The organism is Archangium gephyra, assembly GCF_049060025.1.
GTDB lineage: Bacteria > Myxococcota > Myxococcia > Myxococcales > Myxococcaceae > Archangium > Archangium gephyra_A.
In genome coordinates, this window is record NZ_JBMEQQ010000002.1 from 9,439,015 (window position 1) to 9,464,337 (window position 25,323).

At 69.3% G+C, this 25,323-nt stretch carries 22 protein-coding genes; 14 read left to right on the plus strand and 8 right to left on the minus strand.

Annotated elements, in window-relative coordinates; translation table 11 throughout:
• Positions 1 to 43 precede the first annotated feature (43 nt).
• The 4 genes from tolB to ACN28I_RS41205 are packed head-to-tail and all read right to left on the minus strand — an operon-like array spanning position 44 to position 3,295.
• Positions 44 to 1,330, minus strand: coding sequence for a Tol-Pal system beta propeller repeat protein TolB (gene tolB / locus ACN28I_RS41190; RefSeq protein WP_420947356.1), 1,287 nt, complete (start codon positions 1,328 to 1,330; stop codon positions 44 to 46).
• Positions 1,327 to 2,103 (minus strand): energy transducer TonB, encoded by a 777-nt coding sequence (locus ACN28I_RS41195; protein WP_420947357.1) that lies wholly within the window; start codon positions 2,101 to 2,103, stop codon positions 1,327 to 1,329. The genes tolB and ACN28I_RS41195 overlap by 4 nt, the downstream gene beginning before the upstream one ends.
• 4 nt (positions 2,104 to 2,107) lie before the next feature.
• Entirely contained in the window at positions 2,108 to 2,575 is a 468-nt protein-coding gene (tolR, locus tag ACN28I_RS41200; protein WP_420947358.1) for a protein TolR, read from the minus strand.
• Between the two features lie 12 nt (positions 2,576 to 2,587).
• A complete protein-coding gene (locus tag ACN28I_RS41205) occupies positions 2,588 to 3,295 on the minus strand; it encodes a MotA/TolQ/ExbB proton channel family protein (protein WP_420948816.1) in 708 nt (235 codons plus the stop codon).
• A 180-nt stretch (positions 3,296 to 3,475) separates the two neighbouring features.
• On the opposite strand from ACN28I_RS41205, the gene ACN28I_RS41210 reads away from it, so the two are divergent.
• Together ACN28I_RS41210 and murI are read left to right on the plus strand one after the other, a co-directional pair.
• Complete coding sequence (locus ACN28I_RS41210) at positions 3,476 to 4,531, plus strand: hypothetical protein (RefSeq protein WP_420947359.1); 1,056 nt, start codon at positions 3,476 to 3,478, stop codon at positions 4,529 to 4,531.
• A gap of 107 nt (positions 4,532 to 4,638) precedes the next feature.
• The gene (gene murI / locus ACN28I_RS41215) at positions 4,639 to 5,457 is read left to right on the plus strand and encodes a glutamate racemase (protein WP_420947360.1); all 819 of its coding nucleotides are present in this window, start codon (positions 4,639 to 4,641) and stop codon (positions 5,455 to 5,457) included.
• A gap of 11 nt (positions 5,458 to 5,468) precedes the next feature.
• On the opposite strand, the gene carF is transcribed toward murI, so the two are convergent.
• Positions 5,469 to 6,314: a plasmanylethanolamine desaturase gene (gene carF / locus ACN28I_RS41220; RefSeq protein WP_420947361.1), complete on the minus strand. Its 846-nt coding sequence runs from the start codon at positions 6,312 to 6,314 to the stop codon at positions 5,469 to 5,471.
• A gap of 213 nt (positions 6,315 to 6,527) precedes the next feature.
• Between carF and ACN28I_RS41225 the strand changes: the two genes are divergently transcribed.
• Positions 6,528 to 7,079 carry a hypothetical protein gene (locus tag ACN28I_RS41225; protein ID WP_420947362.1) on the plus strand — a complete coding sequence of 184 codons (552 nt, stop codon included), beginning with the start codon at positions 6,528 to 6,530 and terminating at the stop codon, positions 7,077 to 7,079.
• Positions 7,080 to 7,095: 16 nt separating this feature from the next.
• On the opposite strand, the gene ACN28I_RS41230 is transcribed toward ACN28I_RS41225, so the two are convergent.
• The gene (locus tag ACN28I_RS41230) at positions 7,096 to 8,451 is read right to left on the minus strand and encodes an SLC13 family permease (RefSeq protein WP_420947363.1); all 1,356 of its coding nucleotides are present in this window, start codon (positions 8,449 to 8,451) and stop codon (positions 7,096 to 7,098) included.
• 2,119 nt (positions 8,452 to 10,570) lie between these two features.
• On the opposite strand from ACN28I_RS41230, the gene ACN28I_RS41235 reads away from it, so the two are divergent.
• The 10 genes from ACN28I_RS41235 to ACN28I_RS41280 all read left to right on the plus strand — a co-directional run bounded on the left by ACN28I_RS41235 (position 10,571) and on the right by ACN28I_RS41280 (position 20,710).
• Positions 10,571 to 12,286 carry a serine/threonine protein kinase gene (locus ACN28I_RS41235; protein WP_420947364.1) on the plus strand — a complete coding sequence of 572 codons (1,716 nt, stop codon included), beginning with the start codon at positions 10,571 to 10,573 and terminating at the stop codon, positions 12,284 to 12,286.
• A 96-nt stretch (positions 12,287 to 12,382) separates the two neighbouring features.
• Positions 12,383 to 13,201 (plus strand): DUF2381 family protein, encoded by an 819-nt coding sequence (locus tag ACN28I_RS41240; protein WP_420947365.1) that lies wholly within the window; start codon positions 12,383 to 12,385, stop codon positions 13,199 to 13,201.
• Positions 13,202 to 13,325: 124 nt separating this feature from the next.
• A complete protein-coding gene (locus tag ACN28I_RS41245) occupies positions 13,326 to 13,907 on the plus strand; it encodes an HNH endonuclease (RefSeq protein ID WP_420947366.1) in 582 nt (193 codons plus the stop codon).
• Positions 13,904 to 14,374, plus strand: coding sequence for a DUF4265 domain-containing protein (locus ACN28I_RS41250; protein WP_420947367.1), 471 nt, complete (start codon positions 13,904 to 13,906; stop codon positions 14,372 to 14,374). The genes ACN28I_RS41245 and ACN28I_RS41250 overlap by 4 nt, the downstream gene beginning before the upstream one ends.
• Before the next feature lie 208 nt (positions 14,375 to 14,582).
• Complete coding sequence (gene ftsE, locus ACN28I_RS41255) at positions 14,583 to 15,278, plus strand: cell division ATP-binding protein FtsE (protein ID WP_420947368.1); 696 nt, start codon at positions 14,583 to 14,585, stop codon at positions 15,276 to 15,278.
• Positions 15,275 to 16,177, plus strand: coding sequence for a cell division protein FtsX (locus ACN28I_RS41260; protein WP_420947369.1), 903 nt, complete (start codon positions 15,275 to 15,277; stop codon positions 16,175 to 16,177). The genes ftsE and ACN28I_RS41260 overlap by 4 nt, the downstream gene beginning before the upstream one ends.
• A complete protein-coding gene (locus ACN28I_RS41265) occupies positions 16,174 to 17,343 on the plus strand; it encodes a murein hydrolase activator EnvC family protein (RefSeq protein ID WP_420947370.1) in 1,170 nt (389 codons plus the stop codon). Before ACN28I_RS41260 ends, ACN28I_RS41265 begins: the two co-directional genes overlap by 4 nt.
• Positions 17,340 to 18,365, plus strand: coding sequence for an oxidoreductase (locus tag ACN28I_RS41270; RefSeq protein WP_420947371.1), 1,026 nt, complete (start codon positions 17,340 to 17,342; stop codon positions 18,363 to 18,365). The genes ACN28I_RS41265 and ACN28I_RS41270 overlap by 4 nt, the downstream gene beginning before the upstream one ends.
• A gap of 131 nt (positions 18,366 to 18,496) precedes the next feature.
• The gene (locus tag ACN28I_RS41275) at positions 18,497 to 19,318 is read left to right on the plus strand and encodes an alpha/beta fold hydrolase (protein WP_420947372.1); all 822 of its coding nucleotides are present in this window, start codon (positions 18,497 to 18,499) and stop codon (positions 19,316 to 19,318) included.
• Between the two features lie 39 nt (positions 19,319 to 19,357).
• Positions 19,358 to 20,710, plus strand: a complete 1,353-nt coding sequence (locus tag ACN28I_RS41280; protein ID WP_420947373.1) for a S41 family peptidase — start codon at positions 19,358 to 19,360, stop codon at positions 20,708 to 20,710.
• Positions 20,711 to 20,784: 74 nt separating this feature from the next.
• Here the strand turns inward: ACN28I_RS41280 and ACN28I_RS41285 are convergent, their stop codons facing one another.
• A complete protein-coding gene (locus ACN28I_RS41285; protein WP_420947374.1) occupies positions 20,785 to 22,578 on the minus strand; it encodes a hypothetical protein in 1,794 nt (597 codons plus the stop codon).
• Positions 22,579 to 22,805: 227 nt separating this feature from the next.
• Here ACN28I_RS41285 and ACN28I_RS41290 point away from each other — a divergent pair, with 227 nt between their 5' ends.
• Entirely contained in the window at positions 22,806 to 23,339 is a 534-nt protein-coding gene (locus ACN28I_RS41290; RefSeq protein WP_420947375.1) for a hypothetical protein, read from the plus strand.
• Here the strand turns inward: ACN28I_RS41290 and ACN28I_RS41295 are convergent.
• The gene (locus tag ACN28I_RS41295) at positions 23,231 to 25,213 is read right to left on the minus strand and encodes a M4 family metallopeptidase (RefSeq protein WP_420947376.1); all 1,983 of its coding nucleotides are present in this window, start codon (positions 25,211 to 25,213) and stop codon (positions 23,231 to 23,233) included. The two genes, ACN28I_RS41290 and ACN28I_RS41295, sit on opposite strands and share 109 nt — an antisense overlap.
• Positions 25,214 to 25,323 lie beyond the last annotated feature (110 nt).

Genomic DNA, 25,323 nt, shown 5'->3' on the forward strand with positions numbered 1-25,323 from the left:
CCCCCGCCCTCTCCCAGGGGGAGAGGGCGCATGCGCAACCCGATTAGCGGCCCCAGTCGGGCGTCAGCAGCGCGGCCTTCTCCTGCACCGGCAACTGGACCTGGTTGTTGCCGTCGGCCGTCATCACGAAGAGCTGCGGCGTGCCGGTGCGCGTGGAGGTGAAGAGGATGAGGCGCCCGTTGGGCGAGAAGGACGGCTCCTCGTTGTTCGCCTGGTCCTGCGTGAGGCGCGTCACCTTGCCGCTGTCCACGTTGACGGTGAAGAGATCGAACGCGTTGCGCTCGTCGCGCGCGGTGAAGGCGATGAGATCTCCCCGCGGCGACCAGTCCGGCGTCTGGTTGTAGTTGCCCTGGAAGGTGAGCCGGCGCACGCCCGAGCCGTCCGCGTTCATCACGTACACCTGCGGCGAGCCGCCCCGGTTGGACACGAAGGCGATGCGCTTGCCGTCCGGCGACCACGAGGGGCTCGTGTTGATGCCGAAGCGCGTGTCGGTGAGCTGCTTGGGCTTGTCTCCATCCGCCGCGGCCACCCAGATCTGCGTGCTCTCCCCCGCGGCGAGCGAGTACGCGATGCGCTTGCCATCCGGCGAGAAGGAGATGCCGGTGGCCATCTGCCCCTCGTTCGTCTTGAGCCGCACCGTGTTTCCATCCGTCCGGCGGATGTAGAGGTCCGGCTCGCCCTGCTGGTACGAGGTGTAGCCCACGGCCCCATCCGGCCCGAGCGAGGGCAGCAGGTTGATGCCGCCACGGGTCACCTGCTTCGCGTTGCGGCCGTCCCAGTCCGCCGTCCACACGTCGCGGTTGTTGCCCGTCTTGCGCACGTAGGTGATGCGCGAGAGGAAGGGGCTCGGCTCGCGGGTGAAGTGGCGGTAGATGGCGTCGGCGAGCTTGTGGGCCACCAGGCGCGCCTCCGCGGCGGGCGCGCTCTGGGCCGTCTTGAAGTCCTCGCGGCCGGTGCCCACGTTGAACACGCGCGCCTCGGCCTTCAGCTCTCCGCCCTCCTGGGCCAGCGAGTACTTCACCAGCGACTCGGCGCCCACGTCCGCCCAGCGCGAGAAGTTGATGCTGCCCGCCGCCAGGCCCTCCTTCGGGTCCGCCAGGAAGCTGCTCCGGTCCAGCACCTGGAAGATGCCGGAGGCGCGCAGGTCGTACATGAAGGCGTCGTCCACCTCCTGGGCGGACGCCTTGGCCTCCTCGCCCTGCACCAGCGGCGCGGCGGCGGCGAGCGGAAGGGGCCGGAAGTTGGCGCCGGAAATCTGGATGACGGGGGCCTGGGCGAGCGCCGCCACCGGCAAGAGGAGGAGCGAGAGGAGAAGGGCTTTCGCGTTCACGGGCTGAACTCCAGGACGATGCCGCTCTTCTGCAGCGTGTCCCGCAGATGGTCGGGGGGAGGGGAGAAGGGAGAGGCCTTCTTCACCGCGGCCAGCACGGCCGAGTCGAAGAGGCCATTTCCACTGGCCTTGGCCAAGCGCGCCTCGATGACGTCACCGGTGCGGTTGAGGCGCATGGCCACCTGGGCCTTGAGGTACAGGCGCTCGTTGTCGGGGATGGTGTCCGCGACGTTGTAGTGGCGGCGCACCTGCGAGGAGAGCAGGCCGAAGTAGCGCTCGCCCTCGGCGGTGGCCGAGTCGCCGTTCGGGTCGCCGTCCTCGGCGCCGTCCAGCTCCTCGTCGGGCTTCGCGCTCTTGGAGAGCTTGTCGAAGGCCCCGAAGAGCTTGTTGCGCCGGTCCTCGCCCTTCGTCTCGCCCTTCTGGGGCGCGGGCGCGGGGGCGGGCTCCGGCTTCACCCCGGGGACGGGCACGGCCACCTTGGCCGGCTCGGGCGCGGGGGGCGTGGGGGTGGGCGGCGCCTCCACCTTCTTGGGCGGCGGCGGGGGCGGCTGCTCCTTGCGGGGCAGCAGCTTCTCGTCCCGGGGCTTGCCCAGGCGCACCAGCGTGGCGCGGATGGGCTTCTGATCCAACTCCACCTTGGGGCCCTCGACGAAGGCGTTGTACAGCCCCACGGCGAGCAGGATGAGCGCGTGCCCCACCAGGGACACCGTGAGGAAGCGCCCCAGGCGGGAGCTCCTCGGGGCGAGCAGACTGGAATTGACGGCCGGGTGCATGGGCTTAGCGCCTTGCTTCCTTCGCTTCCTTCTTGCCCTTGTTGGACGCCCGGCCCCCGGCCGTGGGGTCCGTGATCATCCCCACGTTGCTGATGCCGGCGCGCTGGGCGGCGGCCATCACGTCCACCACCACGCCGTACGGCACGTCCCGGTCCGCGTGCAGGTAGAGCTCCTTGTCCGCCTGCGCCTTGGCGTTGCTGGCCAGCTTCGTCTCCAGCTCGTCCACCGCCACCTCGGCCTCGCCGATGTAGATGCGCCGCTGCGCGTCGATGGACAGCACCAGCTTCTTCTCGGCCGCCTCCACCGGGGCCGCCTTGGCCTCCGGGAGGTTCACCTTGACGCCCTGCTGGATGAGGGGCGCCGTCACCATGAAGATGATGAGCAGCACCAACATCACGTCCACCATGGGCGTGACGTTGATCTCACTCATGGTGACGCGGCCACCGTTTCCGCGATTGGAGCCCATGCCCATGGCGTGTGTCCCCTAGCGGAAGAAGTGCCGCTTGATGATGTTGAGGAAGTCCGCGGAGAAGTTGGCCATCTCCGTGTCGAACACCTTGATGCGGCTGACGAACGAGTTGTAGGCCACCACCGCGGGGATGGCGGCGAACAGGCCGGCCGCCGTGGCGAACAGCGCGTTGCCCACCGGCGCCGCCACCGTGGCCAGCGTCGCGTTGCCCTGCTCGGCGATGGAGTTGAAGGCGTTGAGGATGCCGATGACCGTGCCGAACAGGCCCACGAAGGGCGAGGCCGCGCCCACCGTGCCCAGGAAGGACACCCGGTTCTCCAGCTCCGTGAGCTGCGTGGTGGAGGCCCGGTTGAGCGCCCGCTCCACGTTCTCGATGCCGCCGAGCCGCTCGGCCATGGCGCCTTCCGAGCCCTCCTTGTGCTGGGCCAGCTTGCTCAGCTCCTCGTAGCCCGCGCAGAACACCTTGGACAGCGGCGAGCCGTCCAGCTTCTGGGCGTCCTGGTAGATGGTCTCCAGCCGGGAGGCCTTCCAGAAGGAGTCCAGGAAGGTGAGGGACTGGCTCCGGGCGCGCGACAACTGGGTGTGTTTGAGTGCGATGAGCGCCCAGGAGGCCACGGAAACGGCCATCAGCAGGCCCAGCACGCCCAGTTCCAGGAGGGAGGCGTCACGGAGGATCTGCAGGTAGTTCATGGCGCCGAGCGCCAGGGGGAGATGGGGCAGCATCATGGGGGTCAGGCCGTAACATCCGGGTCCGGGGTGGTCAAACAAACCCGGTGGGTGGGTGGGGCTGGCAGGTTGCTGTTGCCGGGCTTTGAATAAATTCCCCAGGGGGGCGTCCGAGGGGCTGTGTGACGGGCCGCATGCCCGCCTCCTCCCCTCGTCGCTCTAGAATGAGGACGCCCCATGAACGCCAGAATCCTCGCCGCATTCCTCCTGTGTCTCACCGCCAGCACGGGCTGCATCATCGTCGACCATGACGATGATGGTCCCTGCTGCACTCCCCCCCCTCCCGCCACCTACCCCGGTGACGTGACGTTCCTGTGGACGTTCCCCGGCTCCGGCTCTGGCCGGTGCGCGGACGTGCCGGACGTCAAGCGGGTGCGCATCTCCATCCCCGGGGAGACGCTCCACAACGGGGGCGTCTACGCCTGCAGCACCGCCGGAGTGGACGGCATCGTGTTGCACGACTTCGTGCCCGGCAACTACAGCTACACGCTCGAGGGCCTGAGCTACACCGACGAGGTCATCTACCAGGCCAGCGGCAGCTTCACGGTGAACGGCGATCAGCGGCTCAACGTCACCCTCACCCCGCGCGGCAGCCCGAGCTCCTTCGCGTATGTCTCCTGGAGCTTCGAGGGCAACACCGGCAGCTCCAACCCCACCTGCGCCCAGGCCGGGGTGAACTTCGTGGACGTGCGCATCGATAACGGTGCGTGGGAGCGCCTCTACTGCGATGAGGGCGTTGGCAGCAACCAGGTGGCGTCGCCCTATCTGGCCCCTGGCTCCCACACCATCGAGTTCGTCGGCGTGCACGTCGTCGGCACGATCGAGACGCCCTACTACTACCGCCGCAGCACGCTGAACACGGTGGCGGGCAGCCCCGTCTCCGCGTCCTACCAGCTCTGGGTGGTGGGGGGCATGTCGGTGGCGTGGGATCTCTACGATGGCTCCCTGCGCAAGACCTGCGCCCAGTCGGGAGTCACGGACGTGACCATCCACCTCTACGACGAGACGGACGGGACGTACGTCTACGGCCCGGAGGGTGAGACGTACGGGTGTGGCGATGCGGCCATCGTCTACAACTTCCTGCGGCCCGGGTACTACACGGTCATCATGGAGGCGCGGGGACCGGGCGGCATCTACTACACCAACCGGAGCACCGCGCCCTCCCTGCAGGTGAAGCCCTACGTGCAGCGGACCAAGGACGACTACGACGTCATCAACCTGCGCAGGCAGTAGTCCGGCAGCCCGCCTGCCGTCCGGAGGGCCGGGGCATCCGCCTCGGCCCTCCTTGCTTTGCGGGCGGGCAGCCGGGGTTGGCATCAAACGTGATAGGGAGCCCGGGTATGCGGCAAGGCAGCCACGGTCCCATCGGGGTTTTCGATTCAGGTGTCGGAGGGCTCACCGTCCTCAAGGCACTGATGTCCCACCTCCCCCACGAGAGCACGCTCTACCTGGGTGACACCGCGCGGGTGCCCTACGGCACGAAGTCCGGCGAGGTGGTGACGCGCTACTCGCTGAAGAACGCGGAGTTCCTGCTGGAGCGGGGCATCAAGCTGCTGGTGGTGGCGTGCAACACGGCCTCGGCGGTGGCGTTGCCGGCGCTGTCGGCGGCGCTGCCGGTGCCGGTGGTGGGGGTGATTGCCCCCGGGGCGAGGGCGGCGCTGAGGCGCACGCGGGGCGGAGGGGTGGGCGTCATCGGGACGCCGGGCACCATCCGCTCGGGGGCCTACCAGCGCGAGCTGGAGGCGGCGGCGGGCTCCGAGGGGGTGAAGGTGAAGGCGAGGGCGTGCCCGCTCTTCGTGCCGCTGGCGGAGGAGGGGTGGCTGGGAGGAGACGTGCCGCGGCTGGTGGCCCGCGAGTACCTGGCGGACTTCGCGCGGAGCGGAGTGGACACGCTGGTGCTGGGCTGCACCCACTACCCGCTGCTCAAGGACGTCATCGCCGAGGCGGTGGGGCCGCGGGTGGAGCTGGTGGACTCGGCCGAGGCGACGGCGGAGGTGGTGGGGGCGCTGCTGGAGGAGCGGAAGCTGCTGGCGCCCGCGGGAGGAGCGCCGGTGCACCACTACTTCGTGACGGACGTGCCGGAGCGTTTCGTGGAGGTGGGGGCGCGGTTCCTCGGGCGTCCCATCCACTCCGCGGAGCAGGTGGACCTGTCCTTCTAGGTCCCCAGGCGTCAGGAAGGCCGGGCCGGGGACACGGGCCGGGTCTCCTCCTCGAGGAGCTCCTTGGCGGCCTGGACGACGGGAGGGGTGGCGGTGGAGGTGGCCTCGAAGAGCTCGAGGGCGGCCTCGGTGCCGATGTCATCCTTGCGGGGGATGAGGCCGGTCGCCCAGGTGATGAGGCGCTCGAGGGTGGGGAAGAAGCCGATCATCAGGAGCGGCTTGTTCATCCAACCCACGGTGATGCAGTAGTACTTGTTGTAGGGGGCGGTGTGGTGGATGCGGTGGTGGTCGGGGGGGAGGATCAGGTGGACGCGCTGCAGGAAGCCGATGAGCGCGGGCGGCTGGTCCATGTGGGACCACTTGTGGAACTGGTTGGTGGCCATCACCCAGAAGATCATCGCCCCGAGGAAGGTGGAGACGAAGACCTGGCCGGGGCTGGAGTGGGGGAGGGCGACGGCGAGGATGGCCACGGGGATGGAGACGAGGCAGTTGTTGCCGTTGGTCTCCACGAAGTCATGGCGGGTGATGGCCTTCTCGTCGACGTGGTGCTCGCGGAAGGGCCGGATGAAGGCCTTGCCGAGCACGGGCATGTCGGTGGAGCCCCAGGTGTCGCCCATCCAGTGGACGAAGCCGGAGACGAAATCCGCCGCCAGGTAGCCCAGCAGCAGGGCGCTGAGGACGAGCCAGGGGCCGGTGTAGGGGCCGCCCCACAGGCGCCAGGCGAGGGCGGATTCCAGGGCCACGAAGCTGACGATGCTGGCGATCTCCATGGCGCGGATGGCCGGCGAGTAGCCCTGGGCCAGAGCCGTGGCGTCCTGCTGACGCAGGTCGTTCTTGAGCTGGTTCTTCTTCGTCATGAGTCCCGTCGTGCTCCGAGTGGTGCCGGCGGGGGGGCCGGGCGCCACGTCCAGGGCGGATTCTACCTGGAGTCGGATCTCCGACGAAGTCATCAAGTGAACAGTGCAGGTGCTCGGCCTTCCAGCCGGGAGGCCACCAGGCATCCGGACGAGCAGGACCGACGCGTTCCTTGTGTCCCCTGGTAGCCGCTGGTACGTTCCGCGGCCTCGGGCATGGCGAAAACCTTCGAAAAAGCCGTCACAGGCTTCAACCACAACATCAAGTACAAGGGGAAGGTCTACCACGTCCAGACCGAGGACTCGGGCGTCAACAACCCCCACATCATCACCCACCTGTTCGTGGGCGGTAACATCCTCGCGTCCAAGAAGACGTCGTACGCGGACATCCTCAACGCCGAGAACCTGGGCGAGGTCGTCCGTGAGTTGATGGAGGAGCAGCACAAGGAGATGCTGCGCAACCTCATCAACGGGGTGTACGACGGTTTCGACACCTCGGGCGTGCGGCACTACCAGCCGGGCCAGCTGGGCACGGCCGAGGACGCCGCCCACGCGCGGCAGGCCACCCCGGCCGCCAAGGCCGCTCCGGTCGCGGCTCCGGCCGCCGCCTTCGTCCCCCCGGAGATCGCCGCGGCGCGTGCCCTGAAGGTGGCGCCGAAGATCAACGAGGTGGGCGTGGAGACGCTCTTCGGAGAGGATCTCATCTCCGAGAAGAGCCTGGACGAGGTGATCCTCAGCTACCTGGCGGGCGAGGACAACAACCAGTAGTCCCCCGCCGCCGTGCTCAGCCGAGCACGACGCGTACCCAGACGAGCCCGTAGACGGTGAGGAGCGCGGCGGCCAACAGGTCCAGCGGCAGCCCCACCTTCATCATCGTGGGCAGGCGCACGTAGCCGCTGCCGAAGACGATGGCGTTGGGCGGAGTGCCCGCGGGCAGGGCGAAATCGCACGACGAGGCGAAGGTGCTCACCGCGAGCAGGGGCAGCGAGCCCGGCAGCACGTTGAGCAGCACGTTCACGGTGGCGGTGTTGGAGGCCACGGCGGACAGCAGCACGGTGGACAGGGCCACGGCGCCGTACTGGGCGGCGGGGCCGAGTGACTCCAGGCCTCCCAGGCGCGTGGCGATGTACGTGGACAGCCCGCCCCCCTCGATGCCGGCGGCGAGCGCGAAGCCTCCTCCCAGGAGCAACAGCGTGTCCCAGGGGACACGGGCGAGGGCGCGGCGCGACAGCCGGCCCAGCAGCACGAGCGTCCCGGCGGAGAGCAGCGCCACGCCCGCTTCGTAGTGTTTGCCCAGCAGCTTGAAGCCCCCGAAGGCCGAGGCCACCCACGGGGCGAGCACGGGCCTCAGGAAGTCCCCGCCCATCCAGAGGAGCGCGGCCACCAGGAAGACGGTGCCCACCACCTTCTCGCCCCCGGAGAGGGGCCCGAGCGCGGCGAGCTCCCGTTGAATGACGTCCACGCCCTTGCCGGGGCCGAGCGCGTCCCGGCGGCCCTTGCGCCACAGCACCCACCAGACGAGCGGCACGAAGAGGACGACGAAGGGCAGGGCGGCCGCCATGTACTCGAGGAAGCCCACCTCCGTGCCCAGCCGCCGCGAGGCCACGCCCGCGAAGACGGAGTTGGTGGGACTGCCGATCTTGGTGCCGATTCCGCCGATGTTGGCGCCGTAGGCCACGCCGAGCATGAGCGCGGCGCCGAAGTGCTCCAGCCGCCGGCCCTCGCCGGACTCGAGCTGGGCGATGAGCGCCATGCCGATGGGCACCATCATCACCGCGGTGGCGGTGTTGGAGATCCACAGGGAGACGGCGGCGGTGGCCACGAGCATGCCGAGCAGCAGCCGCTGGGGCGCGGTGCCGATGGCGCGCATGATGAGCAGGGCGATGCGCCGGTGCAGATTCCACTGCTCGAGCGCGGCGCCCAGGGCCATGCCTCCGAGGAAGAGGAAGATGTAGGGGTCCACGTAGGGCAGGGCGGCGCGGCCCAGGGAGGCGGGCAAGCTGCCCGTGTCGAAGACGCCCAGCGCGGGGAAGAGGACGAGGGGGAGCAGGGCCGTCCAGGCGATGGGGATGGCCTCGGTGAACCACCAGATGGCCATCCAGGCGGCCACGGCGGCGGCGGCGGCCGGGCGGTGGCCCATGCCGGGCACGGTGTGGAGCCCCGAGGGGATGAGCAGGAGGGCAGCGGCAGCGAGCGGCCCAGCGAGCAGGCCAGCAAGCCGCACACGGGACGGTGAGGTGGGGGTCGCACTCCGGGTCGGGCGGGAAGCCACATGCCTACCGTGGCACAAGTGACGCGAGCCGGGCCATGGGCCCTGGGTTAGTTCCGTTGCTGACTCCCCACCTCTAACTGGCCTCTACCATCCATCTCCTTTGATGGGGGCGCGGTGGGACCGGTCTTTTTCGTTCCCCAGGGGGAGCCTTGAATGGCACCCCAGGGGCACCGGAGGGGAGCCGACAGAGACCGCGCACGGGGCACACGGGAGGCCCTGGGGGCTCAGTCCTTTGGGGCCGTCAAACTGCACACCTTCTGTGCCGCGAGCAGTACCCCCTGATCTACACCGTGTTGCTGCACAAACTCTTTGTAAGTAACGGTGGTCGTAACCTCCCTCACGTAGCAAACGCAGTGTGAGGGGCCACCCTTACAGAGGCTATGGAGCCACTCACGCCGCTCATGCGTCCAGCCCCCATCGTTGTCCTTGTTGTTGCAGGCAGTGAGCAGGACGAGTGCCGAGAGCAGCGCGAAAACAGCAGGCCGGTTCATGTGTTCCCCTTCGGCCTCCAGAATGCCCCAGGAGCCCCGGGAGAGCGAGCCGCTCCGGAACCCCCGAAGGCCCCGAAAGATGCCCAGCGGGGCACCTGGAGGCCCTGAAGGGGCAATCGCTAAGGCTCAGCGGGGAGAGCGCAGGGAAAGAGATCAGGACCCCATTCCGCCCGTGCGTGTCTTCTTCCGCTTAGGGTTTTGCTTCTTTCTCTTCGGCTTCTGAGTCCGCTTAGCCTCCGACACCATCCTCCACCGGATCGTGCGGAGCACAGATGCCTCCCGACTCGCAGAGGGGGGCGTTGCAGAGAAGTGCCCTTTGAGGCGCGTAGCGTGCAACTTGGCCACATGCTCGAAGTACACAGCGGGTGGTATGCATCCCATCCGGTACAGCAGCCATGCCTCAAGCACGCGTAGGTAGTGCTGGGGAGTGGGGGCGATGATACCCGCGAGTCCGACCGCCAACCTGAAGAGAAGAGTTGCGGCAAAGGACCCAAGCGCCATGAAGACCCACAGGCTAACGCCGCGAGCTTCGATGGGACCCCAAAGGAACCCTTCCGGGAGTTTCGAGAGCAGGTAGCCAAGCACCCCAACCACGAAAAGGGGTCGGGCTCCCGGCATCGACCGGAGTGCAGCGAGGACCTTGAACGCTTGATTCTGCCCCTTGGGAGGGGGAGCGGATTGCTGCGAAGCAATCGACCCCGCCTCATCGCAAAGCAGTTCCCCCGCCTGTTCAACGGCGTGGTTTAGGTTTAGACCCGAACTGGGGGGATTGGTGGGGGCCATGCGGACACTCCGGTGTCGAAAAAAATTCGAAACCAGTAGCCGGGCACCCCGCCGGGCTTAGCGAACGTCGATCCGGGGGCCAAGCACCCCGCCGGGCTCACCGAATGACAAAAAACAATGTAGGGGGGGGCGCCCCCCCTGTCAAACACCTGTCTTTGTTAAAGCCAACAGCGCATATAAAGCATTGAGATTATTGAGGTTTCAGCCGCAAGAAACCGGAATGCAACGCCAGCGATGATGACGACCGTACCAAGCGCCACTTCGGCCTTGTGCGCCCGGATCCATCCAACTCGCGTCCTCAACGACAACTCCAGCAGCTCGCCGTCAATCTCTCGGTCCTCATGGATGATGTTACCGAGCCACATCCTCGCGCCCCCTCAATAGAAAATCATCCGGAAGAACTCCGTGGCCATACGCCGGCCATGGACCGCGAAGTTCTCCCCCTCCGTGCGCATGGGCAGGGCGCGTCGACTGCTCTGGCTTGAGAGGGGGAGTTGTCGCACGTCACTCGTAGTCGACTATGAGTGGTGTGGGGTTTTGTCGCACATCGGTCGTAGTCGACTACGACTGAACGGGGTGGGCGCGCGCATTCTGCCGCCCCGGACGGGGCACGCAACCTGCTACGTTGAGGTCCTGGGAGGTAGGCCCCGCGTGTCCGCACGTTTCCTTTCCCCAGTCTCGAGCGCGCCGTTCCCTTTCGCGACGAGGGGGCCATGAGTCCACCTGACACGTCCCCGCTGCCGCCCGGCACCCGCATTGGCGGGGACGTGGTGGAAGCCGTGCTGGGCTCCGGCGGCTTCGCCACCGTGTACCGGGTGCGCGGCCCCGAGGGCCACCTGTCCGCCCTCAAACTGCTGCCCCTGGATGAGGGCCCCGAGCGGACCGCGCGCGCCTGGCGCGAGATGTCGCTGGGCATGCGCCTGCGCCACCCCAACCTCGCGCGCCAGCTCGGCGCGGGCCAGTGGCCCGACACCAAGCCCCGCTTCCTCTGGCTGAAGCTGGAGCTGATTGTCGGCTCCACCCTCGAGGAATGGGGTCTGGCTCCCGGGCGCACCGTGGGCGAGGTGGTGGACCGGGTGTTGGAGGTGGCGCGCGCGCTGGCGGTGGCGCACGAGGCCGGCGTCATCCACCGGGACGTGAAGGAAGCCAACATCCTGGTGCGCGAGAGCACCGAACAGGCGGTGCTGGTGGACTTCGGGGTGGGCTACCACCCGGCGTACCCCACCCTGACGAAGGGGATGTTTCCCCCGGGCACGCTCCCCTACCGCGCTCCGGAGGCCTGGGCCTTCGGCCGTGCGCACGCGGGCGTGGCGGGCGCGCACTACCGGGCCGGGCCGGGAGATGACCTGTACGCGCTGGGAGTGGTGCTCTACCGGTTGTTGACGGGCCGCTTCCCCTTCCGGCCCCACGAGGACGGGGGCGAGGACGTGGAGGCGGTGCTGCACCAGACGCCGCTGCCCCCGCACCTCGTCAACCCGCGCGTGCCCCGGGCGGTGGAAGCGGTGTGCCTGCGGCTGCTGGCCAAGACGCCCGAGGAGCGCTACCCGGGGGCCGTGGCGCTGTACGAGGCGCTGGAGGAGCTGCGGGCCCGGGAGGACGTGGCCTGGAATGCGCCGCTGCACCCGGAGACCCGGCCCCCCGTGAAGCGCCGGGCGCGCGGGGGGCGGCTGCTGGCGGCGGTGGGCCTGGGGTTGGCCGTGGCGTTGGGGGCCTGGTGGCTCGGCTCCAGCCAGGAAGTGGCGCCCGGGGGGCCCGCGCCGGAACCTGTGCGGGCCGTGGCCTCGCCTCCCCCCGAGGCTCCTCCTCCCGCGGCCGCCGCCCCGCCGGTGGCGCCCCGAAAGGACAGTGCCCCCGTGAAGACGCAGCCGCAGACGTCCGGCCCCCAGCCCGAAGCGGCCCCCAAGAGCCGGGGAGCCGCCATGCGCAACGCGTGTCTCGGCCTCACCGGCGCCGCCCTCCAGGCCTGCCTGGGCGCCCCGCAGCAGGTGCCGCCCGCGCGCCCCGCGCCGCCTCCCCAGGCGTGCCCCGCCGAGGCCTTGGAGACGATGACGCGCACGCTCGGCTTCCGCCTGGGGGAAACGAAGAGCGCCGACTGGTCCGACGTGCGCGGCAGGTCCGTGCGTGTGTACGAGGACACCCCAGTCCTCTTGGGGGGCCACTGGAATGCGGGGTCCGATAGCTGGGGCAGGGGAGGCCGGTTCGCGCTGCCCAACAAGACCCGGGTCTCCGGGCGGCTGTACGTCAGAGAGGGGCGGGTGTACGGCCGCTTCACCGAGGCGCGCACGCCCCTGGGGGTGACGTACCCGGTATGCCTGGAACTGGTGGATACGGACGACAACGTGGGCCTCGAGCTCCAGCCCGGCAGCGGGCCGGGAAAGATGATGGTGGACCCCGTCGTGCAGGTGCGGGTGGTGGACCGATTCAAGTAGGGGCGTCCCGGCAGTGGGACGGACACGACCGGGCAGGAGGTGTGGTAGAGGCCCACCTCTCCGGTCCCGTCCACGTCCTCGGGAGGTCCCCGCCCCATGCCCGTGTTGTCCTCCGCCGCCTTGTTGCGGCTCGTGTTGCTCGCCGCCCCCCCGGAGGCCTCCGCGCCCTCCGCGCCTCCTGCTTGCGAGACAGGCACGCGCCACCTGGAACTGACGGTGGACACGCCCGGCGAGGCGCACGAGGTGTGCATCCACCTCACGCAGGGGGAGCGCGTGCCGGTGACCGTCACCTTCCAGGGCGGCGTGGCCCCGGCGGGCGCCAGCTTCACCCTGGTGGTGCACCCTTCCGAGGCCGAGCGGCGGGTGGAGGTGACGCGCCAGCCGCGCACCCTCGCCTCCTCCCGCGAGGGCGAGCAGGAGGTGCGGGCGGACGCCCAGCAGTGCGGGGTGGAGAAAGCGCGACTGGAGGCGGAGTGCAGCGGGCAGGTGGGGCTCCTGGGCCTCTTCGCTCAGGAGTTGCTGGGTGAGGGAGGCATTGACAGCAAGAACATCAGCAGGAGCGTTACCTCACGCTCGGGCAACACGCTCCACTCCATGAAGGCCCGCAGCTACCGAGCCGTCACGGGGCGCGTGGAGGGCGGACGGAAGGTGGTGCGGCTGGCCGTGAGGCAGGAACTGAAGAACAACGGGAGCACGTCCTGGACGCCTGCTGGTGCGGTGCTGGTGGGCCCCAACGGCGTGGAGTGGAAGGCGCTCGGCGTGTGGCCGCTGGAGCCCATTGCGCCTGGGGACTCGCGCCTCATCGGGGTGGAGGTGGAGATGACGGAGGAGGAGGCGCGCGGCACCTTCACCCTGAAGCTGTGGAGCCAGGACGGCGGCACCGGGGAGTTCTTCGACGGTGTGACGTTCCCGTAGCTAGTGGAGTGTCCGACAAGTTTTTCAACATAATCGAGGCCAGTGGGTAGGTTGGGTAGACGAGGAGACCGGGTAAGGTGGGTGGATGAGGAGACGGACGCACCGAGTAGCGCGCCGAGCGTGCGTGCTGCTGGCAATGACCGGCCCGGACACCGTCGTGTCGGAGCTGGCCGACAGACTCGAACTGGAGCGCACCACCACTCACCACCTGCGTTCGGGAGGTTCCATGTCGGTTGCCGCCGTTGCGCGAGCAGTTCCACTCTTTCTCCTGTTGGTGTTGGGGGCCTTGGGCTCAAAAGCCGCCCATGCGGAGGACTCGTGGCGCTCACAGCCTGCGCCGCTACTGCAAGAGCGCCTCTCGGAGGAAGAGAGCGCAGCACCCGCCGACCACGCTCCTGGAGTCGCGTCCAAGAACCGCAAGGGGCTGCCCTTCACCAGGACAGGCAAGAAGATCGTCAAGAAGGATAACGCCGATCGCAATCAGGGGCAGACGCGTTGCGAGAACTGCGATATCGAGACCGTTCCCGCCGAGCAGCACAAGACAGGCGTCACCCCTCCTGTTAACGAAACACATGTGGACCACGTCATTCCACGAGTGGAGGGAGGACGCGGGGATCCGGATAACGGACAGGTGCTGTGCCGTGACTGCAACCTCAAGAAGGGCGCCAAGGTTCCGGAGGCGCCCCGAAAGTCTCGTTCGCCATGAAGGGCGCCGGCTCCGAGCGGCACGTCAAAGTCCTCTTCCAGCTCGAGCAGGATGAGGACGGCTATCCACCCGCCTCCGTCGAGAGCTTGTGGGCCCTGCCCAAAGGCGAGGGCCTCTTCCAGGTGGACAACATCCCCTTCTTCGCCACGGGAGTCGCCCTGGGAGACGTCGTCTCCGCCACCCCAGAAGAGGGCGCCTTCTGCTTCCAGGCGGTCGTCCACCCCTCGGGACACAGCACGCTCAGGCTCGCCATTTCCGAAGCGGCCGACGTGCCCGCCGTACGCGCGCTCTTCGAGCACAAGGGGTGCTCGGTGGAGCAGAGCCACCTGCCAAGATTGATCGCCGTCGATGTGCCTCCCTCCGTTCCCCTTGAGTCGCTCCGCCTGGTACTCGATGCCGGGCGGGAGCAGGAACGGTGGGATTATGAGGAGGCCTGCTTGGCGGACACTCCAACTTCAAGCTGCTGAAGAAGCTCTCCACCACGGCGTTGTCCCAGCGGTTGCCCTTGCGCGACATGCTGCACTGGATGCCTCGTGCAGCCAGCGCCTGCCTGGCGAGCAGGCAGACCCAGCGCACACGGGACGGCGAGGTGGGGGTCTCACTCCGGGTCCAACGGGCAGCCACGTTCCGCAACGTGGCCAGGTTGCGCCGACGAGGCCATAATCGGACCCGCCGATGATCCAGATGTTCCACGTCTACAAGGCCTACCCAGGCGATCCGCCCGTCCTCTCGGACATCAACCTGCACGTGCAGAAGGGCGAGTTCGTCTTCCTCACCGGGCCCTCGGGCGCCGGGAAGACGACGCTCATGAAGCTCATCTTCTGCGGGGAGAAGGCCACCAAGGGACAGATTCTCGTGGGCGGGCGCAACATCGCGCGCATCCGCGAGTCGGCCGTCCCCTACCTCCGCCGCAACATCGGCGTGGTGTTCCAGGACTTCAAGCTGCTGCCCCACCGCACCGTCGAGGACAACGTGGCCTTCGCCCTCGACGTGCTGGGCGTGCCCCGCTCCGTGGCTCGCGAGCGCGTGCATCGCATGCTCAAGCTGGTGGGCCTCCAGCACAAGGCGAGCTCCATGCCCCTGAAGCTCTCCGGTGGTGAGCAGCAGCGCGTGGTGATTGCCCGGGCGCTCGTCAACGACCCCACCATCCTCCTGGCGGACGAGCCCACCGGCAACCTGGACCCGGCCCTCACGCTGGAGATCATGGATCTGCTGATGGATGTGAACGCGCGGGGCACCACGGTGATGGTGGCCACCCACGACACCAGCCTCATCACCCGCTACCAGAAGCGCACCCTGCGGCTGGAGAACGGCTTCATCGTGTCGGACGAGGACGGCGTGAAGGCCGCCCGGCGGATGGCCGCGGGATGAGCGTCATCGCGAAGGCGGCCTACTTCTGGCGCTCGGCGGCCTCGGGCCTGCGGCATGCGCCCTTCATCCACTTCGTCGCGGTGACCACCATCGCCATCGCCCTCTTCGCCGCCGGGCTCGCGCAGGCCACGGGACGGATGGTGGATGCGCTCATCGGCTCGCTGGGCGGCGAGGTGCAGGTGACGGTGTACCTGTCCCCCGAGCTCGACGAAGAGGGCGCCGAGGTGCTCCGCGAGCGGATGGTGACCGCCAGCGGAGGCCGGGCCGTGCTGGTTCCCCCTCAGGCCGCGCTCGCGCGTCTGGCGACCGAGCTGGGCGACCTGGGCGAGTCGCTGGCGCACCTGCCGGAGAATCCGCTGCCGCCCTCGCTGGAGCTGGAGGTCCCCCCGGAGCGGCGCACCCCGGGTGCCCTGAAGGCCCTGGCGCGGCAACTGCGCGCCATGCCCGGCGTCACCGGCGTGGACTACGGCGAGGAGGCGGTGGAGCGGCTCTCGGCCATCTCCAAGGCCCTGCGTTATGGCGGGTGGGTGGCCTTCGCGGTGGTGCTGCTGGCCACCGTGGTCATCGTGTCCGCGACGCTCCAGCTCGCCATCTACGCGCGGCGCGGGGAGATTGAAATCCAGAAGCTGGTGGGCGCCACGGACCGCTTCGTCAAGGCGCCCTTCCTCATCGAGGGCTTCCTCCAGGGACTGCTCGGGGCCGGGGTGGCGCTGGCGGGACTGGTGACCTTCGAGCGGCTGGCGGGGCCGGGACTGGCCTCGCTCTTCTCCTTCCTGGTGGGGCCCGGCGGCATGGTGCCGCTGCTGGATCCTGGCATCGCCCTGGAGCTGGTGGCGGCGGGCTGTGCGCTGGGACTGGGCGGCAGCTTCATCGCGGTGGGGCGCTTCCTGCGGGTATGAGCCGGCTCGTCCTCCTCTCACTGCTGCTGTGGGGTGGCGCGGTCCTCGCTCAAGAGGACGCGGCTCCCCCGCCGTCCGCCCAGGAAGGGGCGGCGGAGCCACCTCCCGCCCTGGACGAGGCGGCCGAGCGGGAGGCGGTGCGCGAGAAGCTGTCCACACAGCGGGCGGCGCTCGCGCTCATCGAGTCGCGCAAGGTGTCCGCGCTCGAGGTGCTGGAGATGGTGGAGCAGCGGGCGGCCACCAGCTCGCAGCGGGTGAAGGCGCTGGAGCGCGACCTGGCCGTCTTCCGCAAGCGGCTGGCCGTCGCCGAGCAGGAGGACGAGGTGACGCAGGAGATGCTGCGCGGGCAGTTGCGCCGGCTGTCTCCGCGGCTGTGGGGCATGTACCGGTTGATGCGCCGCCGGCCGCTGGAGGTGCTGCTGAGCGCGAAGGACTTCTCCGCCATGGTGTGGCGCTCGCGCGCGCTGAAGGCCACGCTCGAGGAGGACTTGAGGTTGTTGCGCACGGTGCAGCGGGTGGCACGCCTGCGGCGCCAGTCGGCGGCCGAGCTGCGCCGGTTGCAGGGCTCGCTGGACGTGCGCCTGGGCTTCCTGCGCGAGCAGGCAGCGCTGGCGAGGGCGCAGCAGGGGGCGCTCGAGGAGGTGGTGGGTTCCATCAAGGGCGAGGCGGAGTTGGCGCGGCGCATGGTGCGCGAGCTGGAGCAGGCGGACGCGGACCTCACCCGCGTCATCCAGGACCTGAACGAGGGCCCGGCCGCGTCCGGTTTCGGCGCGCTCAAGGGCAAGCTGCCCTTCCCCTCGCCGGGCCTCATCGAGGTGGGCTTCGGCAAGGTGGTGAACCCGCGCTTCAACACCGTCACCGTGCAGAAGGGCGTGGACATCCGCGCGCCCGCGGGCACGCCCGTGAAGGCGGTGGCCAAGGGCACCGTGGCCTACGCGGGATGGATGCGCGGCTACGGCAACCTGCTCATCCTGGACCATGGGGGCGGCTACCACACGCTGGTGGCGCACCTGTCCTCCGTGGCCCAGGAGGTGGGTGCCCGTGTCGCCGCCGGGGACGTGGTGGGCGAGGTCGGTGACACGGGCTCGCTCAAGGGCGCCTACCTGTATTTCGAGATCCGCCGCGCCGGACAGGCGGTGGACCCTTCCCCCTGGTTGGCGCGATGACCGCTCCCATCCGCACGGGGTTGATCGGCTACGGCCTGTCCGGTGCGCGCTTCCACGCGCCGCTGCTCGCCGCGGAGCCCGCCTTCACCCTGGCGGCGGTCGCCACCCGCCGGGCCTCGGACGTCTCGCGTGACTGGCCGGGCGTGCGCGTGCTCTCCCAGGACGAGCTGCTGGCGGATCCGTCGCTGGCGCTGGTCATCATCGCCACGCCCAACGACACGCACGCGGCGCTGGCGGAGCGGGCGCTCCTGGCCGGCAAGCACGTGGTGGTGGAGAAGCCCTTCACCCTGGATGCGGCCGAGGCCTCGCGGCTGGACGCGCTGGCCCGCGAGCGCGGCCTGTGTCTGACCGTCTTCCACAACCGGCGCTGGGATGGGGACTTCCTCACCGTGCGCCAGTTGCTGGAGCAGGGACGGCTCGGCCGGTTGTTCAGCTTCGAGAGCCACTTCGATCGCTTCCGGCCGCGGGTGAAGGCGCGCTGGAAGGAGGAGGACGTTCCCGGCGGTGGCTCGCTGTGGGATCTCGGATCGCACCTGATCGATCAGGCCCTGCAACTCTTCGGGCTGCCCGAGTCCATCAGCGCGGACCTCGGCCGGCAGCGGACGGGCGCGCGGGCCACGGACTGGTTCCACCTGGTGCTGCGCTATGGCGAGCTGCGCGTCCTGCTGCACTCGGGCTCGGTGGTGCACGAGCCCTGGCCGCGCTTCGTGCTGCAGGGCGAGGCGGACGCCTGGCACAAGTACGGGTTGGACCCGCAGGAGGAGCAGCTCGGGGCGGGGCTCCGGCCGGACATGGCGGGTTGGGGCGTCGAGCCTCCGGAGCGCTCCGGCCGGCTGAGCCTCGGCGGGAACGCGCCGGGCCTGCCGGGCCGCTACGAGGCGTTCTACCGGCAGCTCGCCGCGGCCATCGCGGGCGAGGGGCCGGTGCCCGTGACGGCGGAGAGCGCGGGCCAGGTCATCCGCGTCATCCAGGCGGCGGTGCGCAGCGCGGACGAGGGCCGGCGCATCCCGCTCCAGGGCTGATTGTCCGGATTCCGGGCTCCCGGGCGTCCACTCGTGGAAGGATGGCGCTCAGAAATGATGCGGTGCGGCATGGAGACCATTAAGCTCCGGCCGTGGATCTCATTTCAGGACTCCAGGAAGTCACCCGGCGCATGTTGGTGGCGCGCGGGGTGCGGTCGAACATGGTGGACGTGGCCGGACAGCGGCTGCACCACTACGAGCTGAAGGGGAGCGGCAAGGGGCCGCCGGTGCTGCTGGTGCACGGGCTGGGCGGGACGGCCAACGGCTTCGCGCGCATCTTCTTCGGGCTGGCGAAACGCTTCGAGCGGGTGCTGGCGGTGGACCTGCCGGGGCACGGCTTCTCGCCGGAATACTGCCTCGGGCCCACGTGCGTGCGCGGCCAGTACGACATGCTGGCGGAGTACAGCCGGACGGTGGTGGGGAGCCCGGCCTTCGTGGTGGGCAACTCGCTGGGCGGTGCCCTGGCCGTGCAGCTGGCGGCCGAGCACCCCGAGCTGGTGAAGGCGTTGGGGCTGGTGGCGCCCGCGGGCGCGGACGTGGGGCACGAGCTCATCGTGGAGGTGCTCCAGGCCATGGACGTGCGCACGGCCGAGCAGTCGCGGGCGCTCACCCGGCGGCTCTTCCACCGTCCGCCCATGATGATGATGCTGCTGGCCGACATGGTGCGGGGCATCTACTCGACTCCCGCGGTGAAGGCGCTGAGCGCGGACGCGCTGGCCACGCGCGAGTACCTCAAGCCCGAGGTGCTCCAGTCGCTCGCCATGCCGGTGCTGTGCGTGTGGGGTGGGAGTGAGAAATTGCTGCCGCGGCAGAGTCTGGACTTCTTCCGCTCGCACCTGCCGTCGCACTCGCGGGTGAGGGTGGTGGAGCAGTTCGGCCACATTCCGCAGGTCGAGCGGCCGAACGAGCTGGTGTCGGAACTGGTGCAGTTCGCGAACGCCGCGGGGCTGTAGGAGGGCCGGGGGGCGGGCCGGGTGCTAGACTCGGGGCCCATGCGCTCCCTGCACTCCTGGCGCGCGGCACTGGCCGCGGGCCTGTTGCTCCTGGCTCCCGTGGCGCGGGCGGACGGACGCGTGCCCCCCCCGCCGAACACCACCACGTACGAGCAACTCGAGGTGTTCGCCCGGGTGCTCTCGTACGTGGAGAACAACTACGTGGAGCCGGTGGACGGCAAGAAGCTGATGTACGGCGCCATCCAGGGAATGCTGGAGACGTTGGATCCGCACACCGTCTTCATGCCGCCCGACGTCTTCAAGGAGATGAAGATCGACACCTCCGGCGAGTTCGGAGGGCTGGGCATCGAGGTGGCGCGCAAGGGCGAGGGCATCGTGGTGGTGGCGCCCATCGACGACACCCCCGCGGCGCGAGCGGGCATCCGGGCGGGGGACGAGCTCGTCGCCATCGACGGCGCGAACATCCAGGGGATGGGCGTGCCCGAGGTGCTGCAGCGCATGAGGGGCCCGGCGGGCAAGCGGGTACTGCTGACCATCATGCGCGAGGGCTTCAACGCACCGCGCGAGCTGGCCATCATCCGGGACCACATCCGCATCATCTCGGTGGAAGGCGCGCTGTACGGGGGCATCGCCCACCTGAAGGTGAAGAACTTCCAGGACCGCACGGCGCTCTACCTGCGCAAAGAATTGGACCGGCTGCGCGAGCAGAACGGGGGCAAGCCGCTGCGCGGGGCGGTGCTGGACCTGCGCAACAACCCGGGTGGGCTGTTGGACCAGGCGGTGGCGGTGAGCGACCTGTGGCTGCCGGGGAACCTGCCCATCGTGAGCACGCGCGGGCGCAAGGGCGGCCGCGCGACCGAGGAGCTGAGCAAGGACCGGGACACGGAGCCGGAGTACCCGCTGGTGGTGCTGTTGAACGCGGGGAGCGCCTCGGCGTCGGAGATCGTCGCGGGAGCGCTGCAGGACTACGGCCGCGCGACGATCCTCGGCACGCAGACCTTCGGGAAGGGGAGCGTGCAGACGATCATCGAGCTGGAGGACGGCTCGGGACTGAAGCTGACCATCGCGCGCTACTACACGCCGAAGGGGCGGAGCATCCAGGAGAAGGGGATCACCCCGGACTACTGGGTGCCGGAGGCGCCGGGAGGGAAGGGCGCGAAGGATCAGCCGCGGGAGAAGGACCTGGACCGGCACTTCAAGGCGGAGCCGGCGGTGGCGAGCGAGTCCGAAGCGGTGGCGAAGCCCAAGGGCTTGCCCGAGAGCGTGCGCGACTGGGACGTGGCGGCGAAGCTGACGGACTACCAGCTCAAGATGTCGCTGAACTACCTGAACAGCATGGCGAACAGCACCACCCCCCGCCCGTCCGCGAAGGCCAGCACCGAGACCCGCTGACCCCACTTCCCCTCTCCCTTCGGGAGAGGGACAGGGTGAGGGTGCCACGGGCCCCGGGTTGAACCAGTCACACCCTACCGCGAGCCCCCGGGCCACAAGGGCGCGTCCGCCTGGTCCGAGGGCCACGCCGTGCCCCTGTTCCCAGGAATCTCGCGGCCCTCGGGGTCGGTGACGAAATTGCCCACGTCGCCAAAGGCCCGTTCGGCATTCACCTGCCCGGCCCGCTGACGCATGGGCCCGAGCGCCGTCCCCTGGCGCACCGTGACCACCTCGTGCGGCCCCGGCCTCAAATCCACGAGCGCGCCCTTGCGTGCGGCGTCCAGCAACTGCTGCTCGTTGCCGATGGGATCGGCCACCGTCTTGGCCTTGAACGTCCACACCAGCAGGCTCGTCGGCACTCGCCCGGCGAAGGCCTGATCGAGCAGGTCCTTGCCGCCGAAGAACTGCTTGCCGATGTCGTTCTGGTTCACCGGACCCGCCATCAGACACACGCCGCCGCGGAGATCACACCCCTCGGGAATCTCCGTGGTGCCGGCCACCTCGGCGACGAGCGCACCGCGAGCGGCCGCCGCGCCGAAGGCCCGCACCGCGTGGGCGAAGGACAACCCCGACTGCTCCACCTCGCGGCGGGACAACCCTCCGACGTAAATCCGCTGGCCCGCGAGCGCGAACGCCTTCCGCCCGCGCGCGCTGTTGCGCGAGAGCGCACGCCCGAGCGCCAGGTCCGCCCACAGCGGCAGCCGGGCGATGAGCTTGTCGGTGACCTGCTCCAGCTCCTCGCGTACCGCGCGCAGCCGCTCCTTGCCGTGGGGCGTGAGCACGTCGATGCGCTCGAGCAGCATCAGCTCCTTGGCCCGTTCGCGGGACACGCCGGTGAACCGGGCGAAGGCGTTGTAGGCCGCGCGGCCCGCCTGCACCGTCAGCTCCTCGGGCACATCCAGGGGCTGCCGCGCCTGATAGGCGGGAGGGGCACTCGGCTCGGCGTTGACGCCGGGCTGGATGCGCTCGCTGCGCAGGGCGAGCAGCGCCGCGCCCAGGCGCCGGGCCGTGGTGCGCTCCATGGGCACGCGCTCCTCCTCGGGCGCATGGCCCACCTGGGCCACCAGCGAGATGCGCCAACCCGCCGCGCGCTCCGCGGACGTCAGGCCCACCAGGGCCTCCAGCTCCCGCAGGGCCGCCGCGTCCGAGGGCTGCTCGAAGGGCTCGAGGAATACCTGGGCGCGCCGCGTCCCCGCCGAGGCAATCACCGCCGCGCGCTCCATGGCATCCGCGAGGACGCCGAGGTGCAGCTCCTTGAGGTAGCCGATGGTGGGGATGTCATCCGCGTGGCGGAAGCGCTTGGCCCACGCGCGCAGCGGCACGGTGACGAGGCTGGCCAGCGGCTTGTGGCCGACGAAGGTGAGCAGGAAGGTGAAGGGGGTGCGGTAGGGGCGCGCGAGCACCACATGGGTGCAGGCGGCCCCGTCGAGCACGGGCGCCTCCTTGCGGCCGATGCGCTTCAGCAGCGCGGCCGCCTGCTCGGAGTCCTTGGGGCCGAGCAACACCTCCCGCTGCCCGCGGAAGTTGGTGGACTGCCGCGCGGAGAGCACCCCGAGCGAACACTCCTCGAAGAGCTCGCGCTCGGTGAGGGCGGGGCCCGGCACGAAGCGGGACGGCCTCGGCAGCGAGAGCAGCGACAGCATCGTGCCGGCCTCCTCCGTGGAGAGCGAGACACGTGTGCGGTAGCCAACGGGCGAGGACGACTCGAGCGACTCGGGCAGGTGATAGCGCGTGCGCTTCTCGCCGGGGGTGGCGAAGCGGGCGTCGCGGCGGACGCGAGACTCGGACGGAGGGGCGGGGATCGTCACCAGCTCGAGCGGCTTGCTCACGGGCGACTCCTCGACATGGATGGGCTTCCTCATGGGGGCGCGAGAGTGCCAGCGGCGGGCGTGGGCTGTCGCGCCTCTCGTGCTGGCGCCCTGCGTCATCAGGAGTGAACAGAGGGCGGCCCCCCGGTCAGACCTGGGAGCACGAGCCCTTGCCTGCTTGCCAGTCCGCTCCCGGAGTGCATCCCCCGCCCTCATCCTCCTGCGCAGTCCAAAGGAGGGGGTCCCGGATGTCGATTCGTCTGATGTGGTGCAGCGTCCTCGTCGTCGCCGCAACGCTCTGTGGCGTGGGGTGTGTTCCCACCGCCGATGCCCAGCAGCAGGTCGCACTTCAGGCCCATGAAGTCGAGGGAGACTTCTGCGGTGGCTTCGCCGGCATCCCCTGTGCCGAGGGCTATGCCTGCATCGACGATCCCAATGACAGCTGTGACCCGAACCAGGGCGGCGCCGATTGTGGGGGCATCTGCATGAGGGAGAATCCCGAAGCCTGCACGGGCCGGGAGCCGGGCTACAAATATGTCTCCCGCGACCCCGCCCAGTGCGCCGCCATCCGCTTCACCTGCAAGGAGGGCTTCGCCCCGTTCTTCAACGAGTGCGGATGCGGTTGCCAGAAGCAGCGGCCGCAGGCCTGCGACTACAACGATCCCAACCGGGACTACGTCTCGAGGGATCCCGACGCGTGCGCCGCCATCACCTTCATCTGCGAAGGAAACACCCAGGGGTTCTTCGACGAGTGCGGCTGCGGCTGCGAGGTCGTTCCGTAACGCGCTCCCACCGTCAAAAGACAACCGGCGCGGCCACCAGGAGGTAGCCGCGCCGGCGTGAGGACTTCGGTGCTGCCCGGAGTTACTGCCCGGAAGCTCACCGTGTAGGTGACGCCCGAGTAGGCCGAGTAGCCGTCGAACAGGACGTAGTACGTGCCCTGCTTGGCCCCCATGATGGTGCAGCTCTCAGCGCTGGTCGCACCCGCGGACATGCAGTCGTAGCTGGAGGTGGTGGGCGCGCTGCCGAACTTCACGTACATGTCGAGGTCACCCGTGCCGCCGGTGGTCGCGAAGCGCATGGCCGTCGCGCCGGCAGGCGTGACGTAGCTGAAGTTCGTCTTGCTGCCCGTGGCGCCCGACACGTTGCTGAGGGTGGTGAGCACGGTCCAGTTCGGGGGCACGGGCACGCCCACGGCGTTCCAAGCCTCGTTGACGGAGGTGACAGCGGCCGAGCCCGCGCCGTACAGGTCGATGGCGGCCTGGACGGTGGCCGCGCGCGCCTCGGAGAAGGTGCTGCCCGGCGTCAGGTACACCGTGTTGGCGCGGTAGAAGATGGCCGCGCCCTTCTGCATGCTGAGCACCGCGTTGGAGTCGATCGCCGGCACCACGTTGCTCGTCTTGCCGCGCGGGTGCGTGCCGCCGGTGACCATCAGCTTGAAGGCCAGGTTGGCGATACCCGAGTTCCAGTGCACACCGCCGTTGTCGGAGGTGCCGGTGTAGCGCGTGGGGTAGTAGTCGTAGTCACCCGCCAGGGCCGGGTCGTTCATGTAGCGCAGCGCATCGCCCGCGGTGCCCGGCGTCCAGCACTCCTCGCCGATCTTCCAGGTGTTGGCGCTGACGGCGCCGTCGCGGTAGGCCTCGATGGCGGCGCCGAAGACGTCGGACATGGCCTCGTTGAGGGCGCCCGACTCGTTGGAGTAGACGAGGTTCGAGGAGTAGCTGGTGACGGCGTGGGTGAGCTCGTGGCCCACCACGTCGAGCACCGTCAGCGGGCCGGACTGGGTGCCGTCGCCGTCGCCGTACACCATCTGCGTCCCGTTCCAGAACGCGTTCACGTATCTGCGGCTGTAGTGGACGGTGGAGGTGATGGGGGCGCCAGCGCCGTTGAAGCTGTCACGCCCGAAGGTGTTGAAGTAGTAGTTGTACGTGATGCCCGCGTTGTCGTGGGCCGCGTTGACCACCGCGTCGCTCGACGGGCCCGAGGCCTCGTTGCGCACCAGCGAGCCGGGCAGCGTCGTGCGGTTGTTGGCGGTGTGGGTGTTGCGGTTGCGGCCGGTCATCAGGTTGTCGAACTGCTTCACGATCTCACCCGTATGGGCGTCGATGAAGAAGTTCATCATGGAGGGCACGTCCTCGGCCGAGACGCTCTCGAGCTGCACGCGCCAGGTCAGGCGGGCGCTATTGCCAATGCTCTCGGTGAGGATCTGCAGGTCCGACTTCGGGTTGGCCGTGAGGGCCCGCGAGCCGCCCACCTGGGCCACGGCGATCTGCTCGGCCTCGGCCGCCCGGAGCTTGGGCGTGGTGTTCACCTTGAGATCGCGGGCGAGACGGTCGGTGACGGAGGCCACGGCGCCGTTGGCGTCGAGGTGGAGGATGGCCTCGGTGGCGAAGACGGGCACGCCCTGGAAGCGCTGCGACACGCGCTCGTGCGTCAGGCCCTTCTCATCGCGCAGCGCGCGCTTGAGCGACACCTCCCCCGCGCCCCGGAAGAAGTCCGGACGCTGCGCCTTGAGCTGCTCCAGACCCCGGCCCTCGGCCCTGGCGGAGAGGTTGCTGTCCTGGGTGCCCTGGGTGTCGAGCTCGGTGCTGTCGACGCTGCAGGCGCTCCCGAGGAGCATGAGGGGGAGGATGGAAACCAGACGACGAGTGCGCATGACGGTTCCTTCCGGCTCGACGGTTGTGTCGAGCACTTCCTCACTTTCCGATAAAATAAGCCGTCCTGTCAATCCGCAATTTTCCGTTCTCGCTGTGAAGGTGCGAGTGC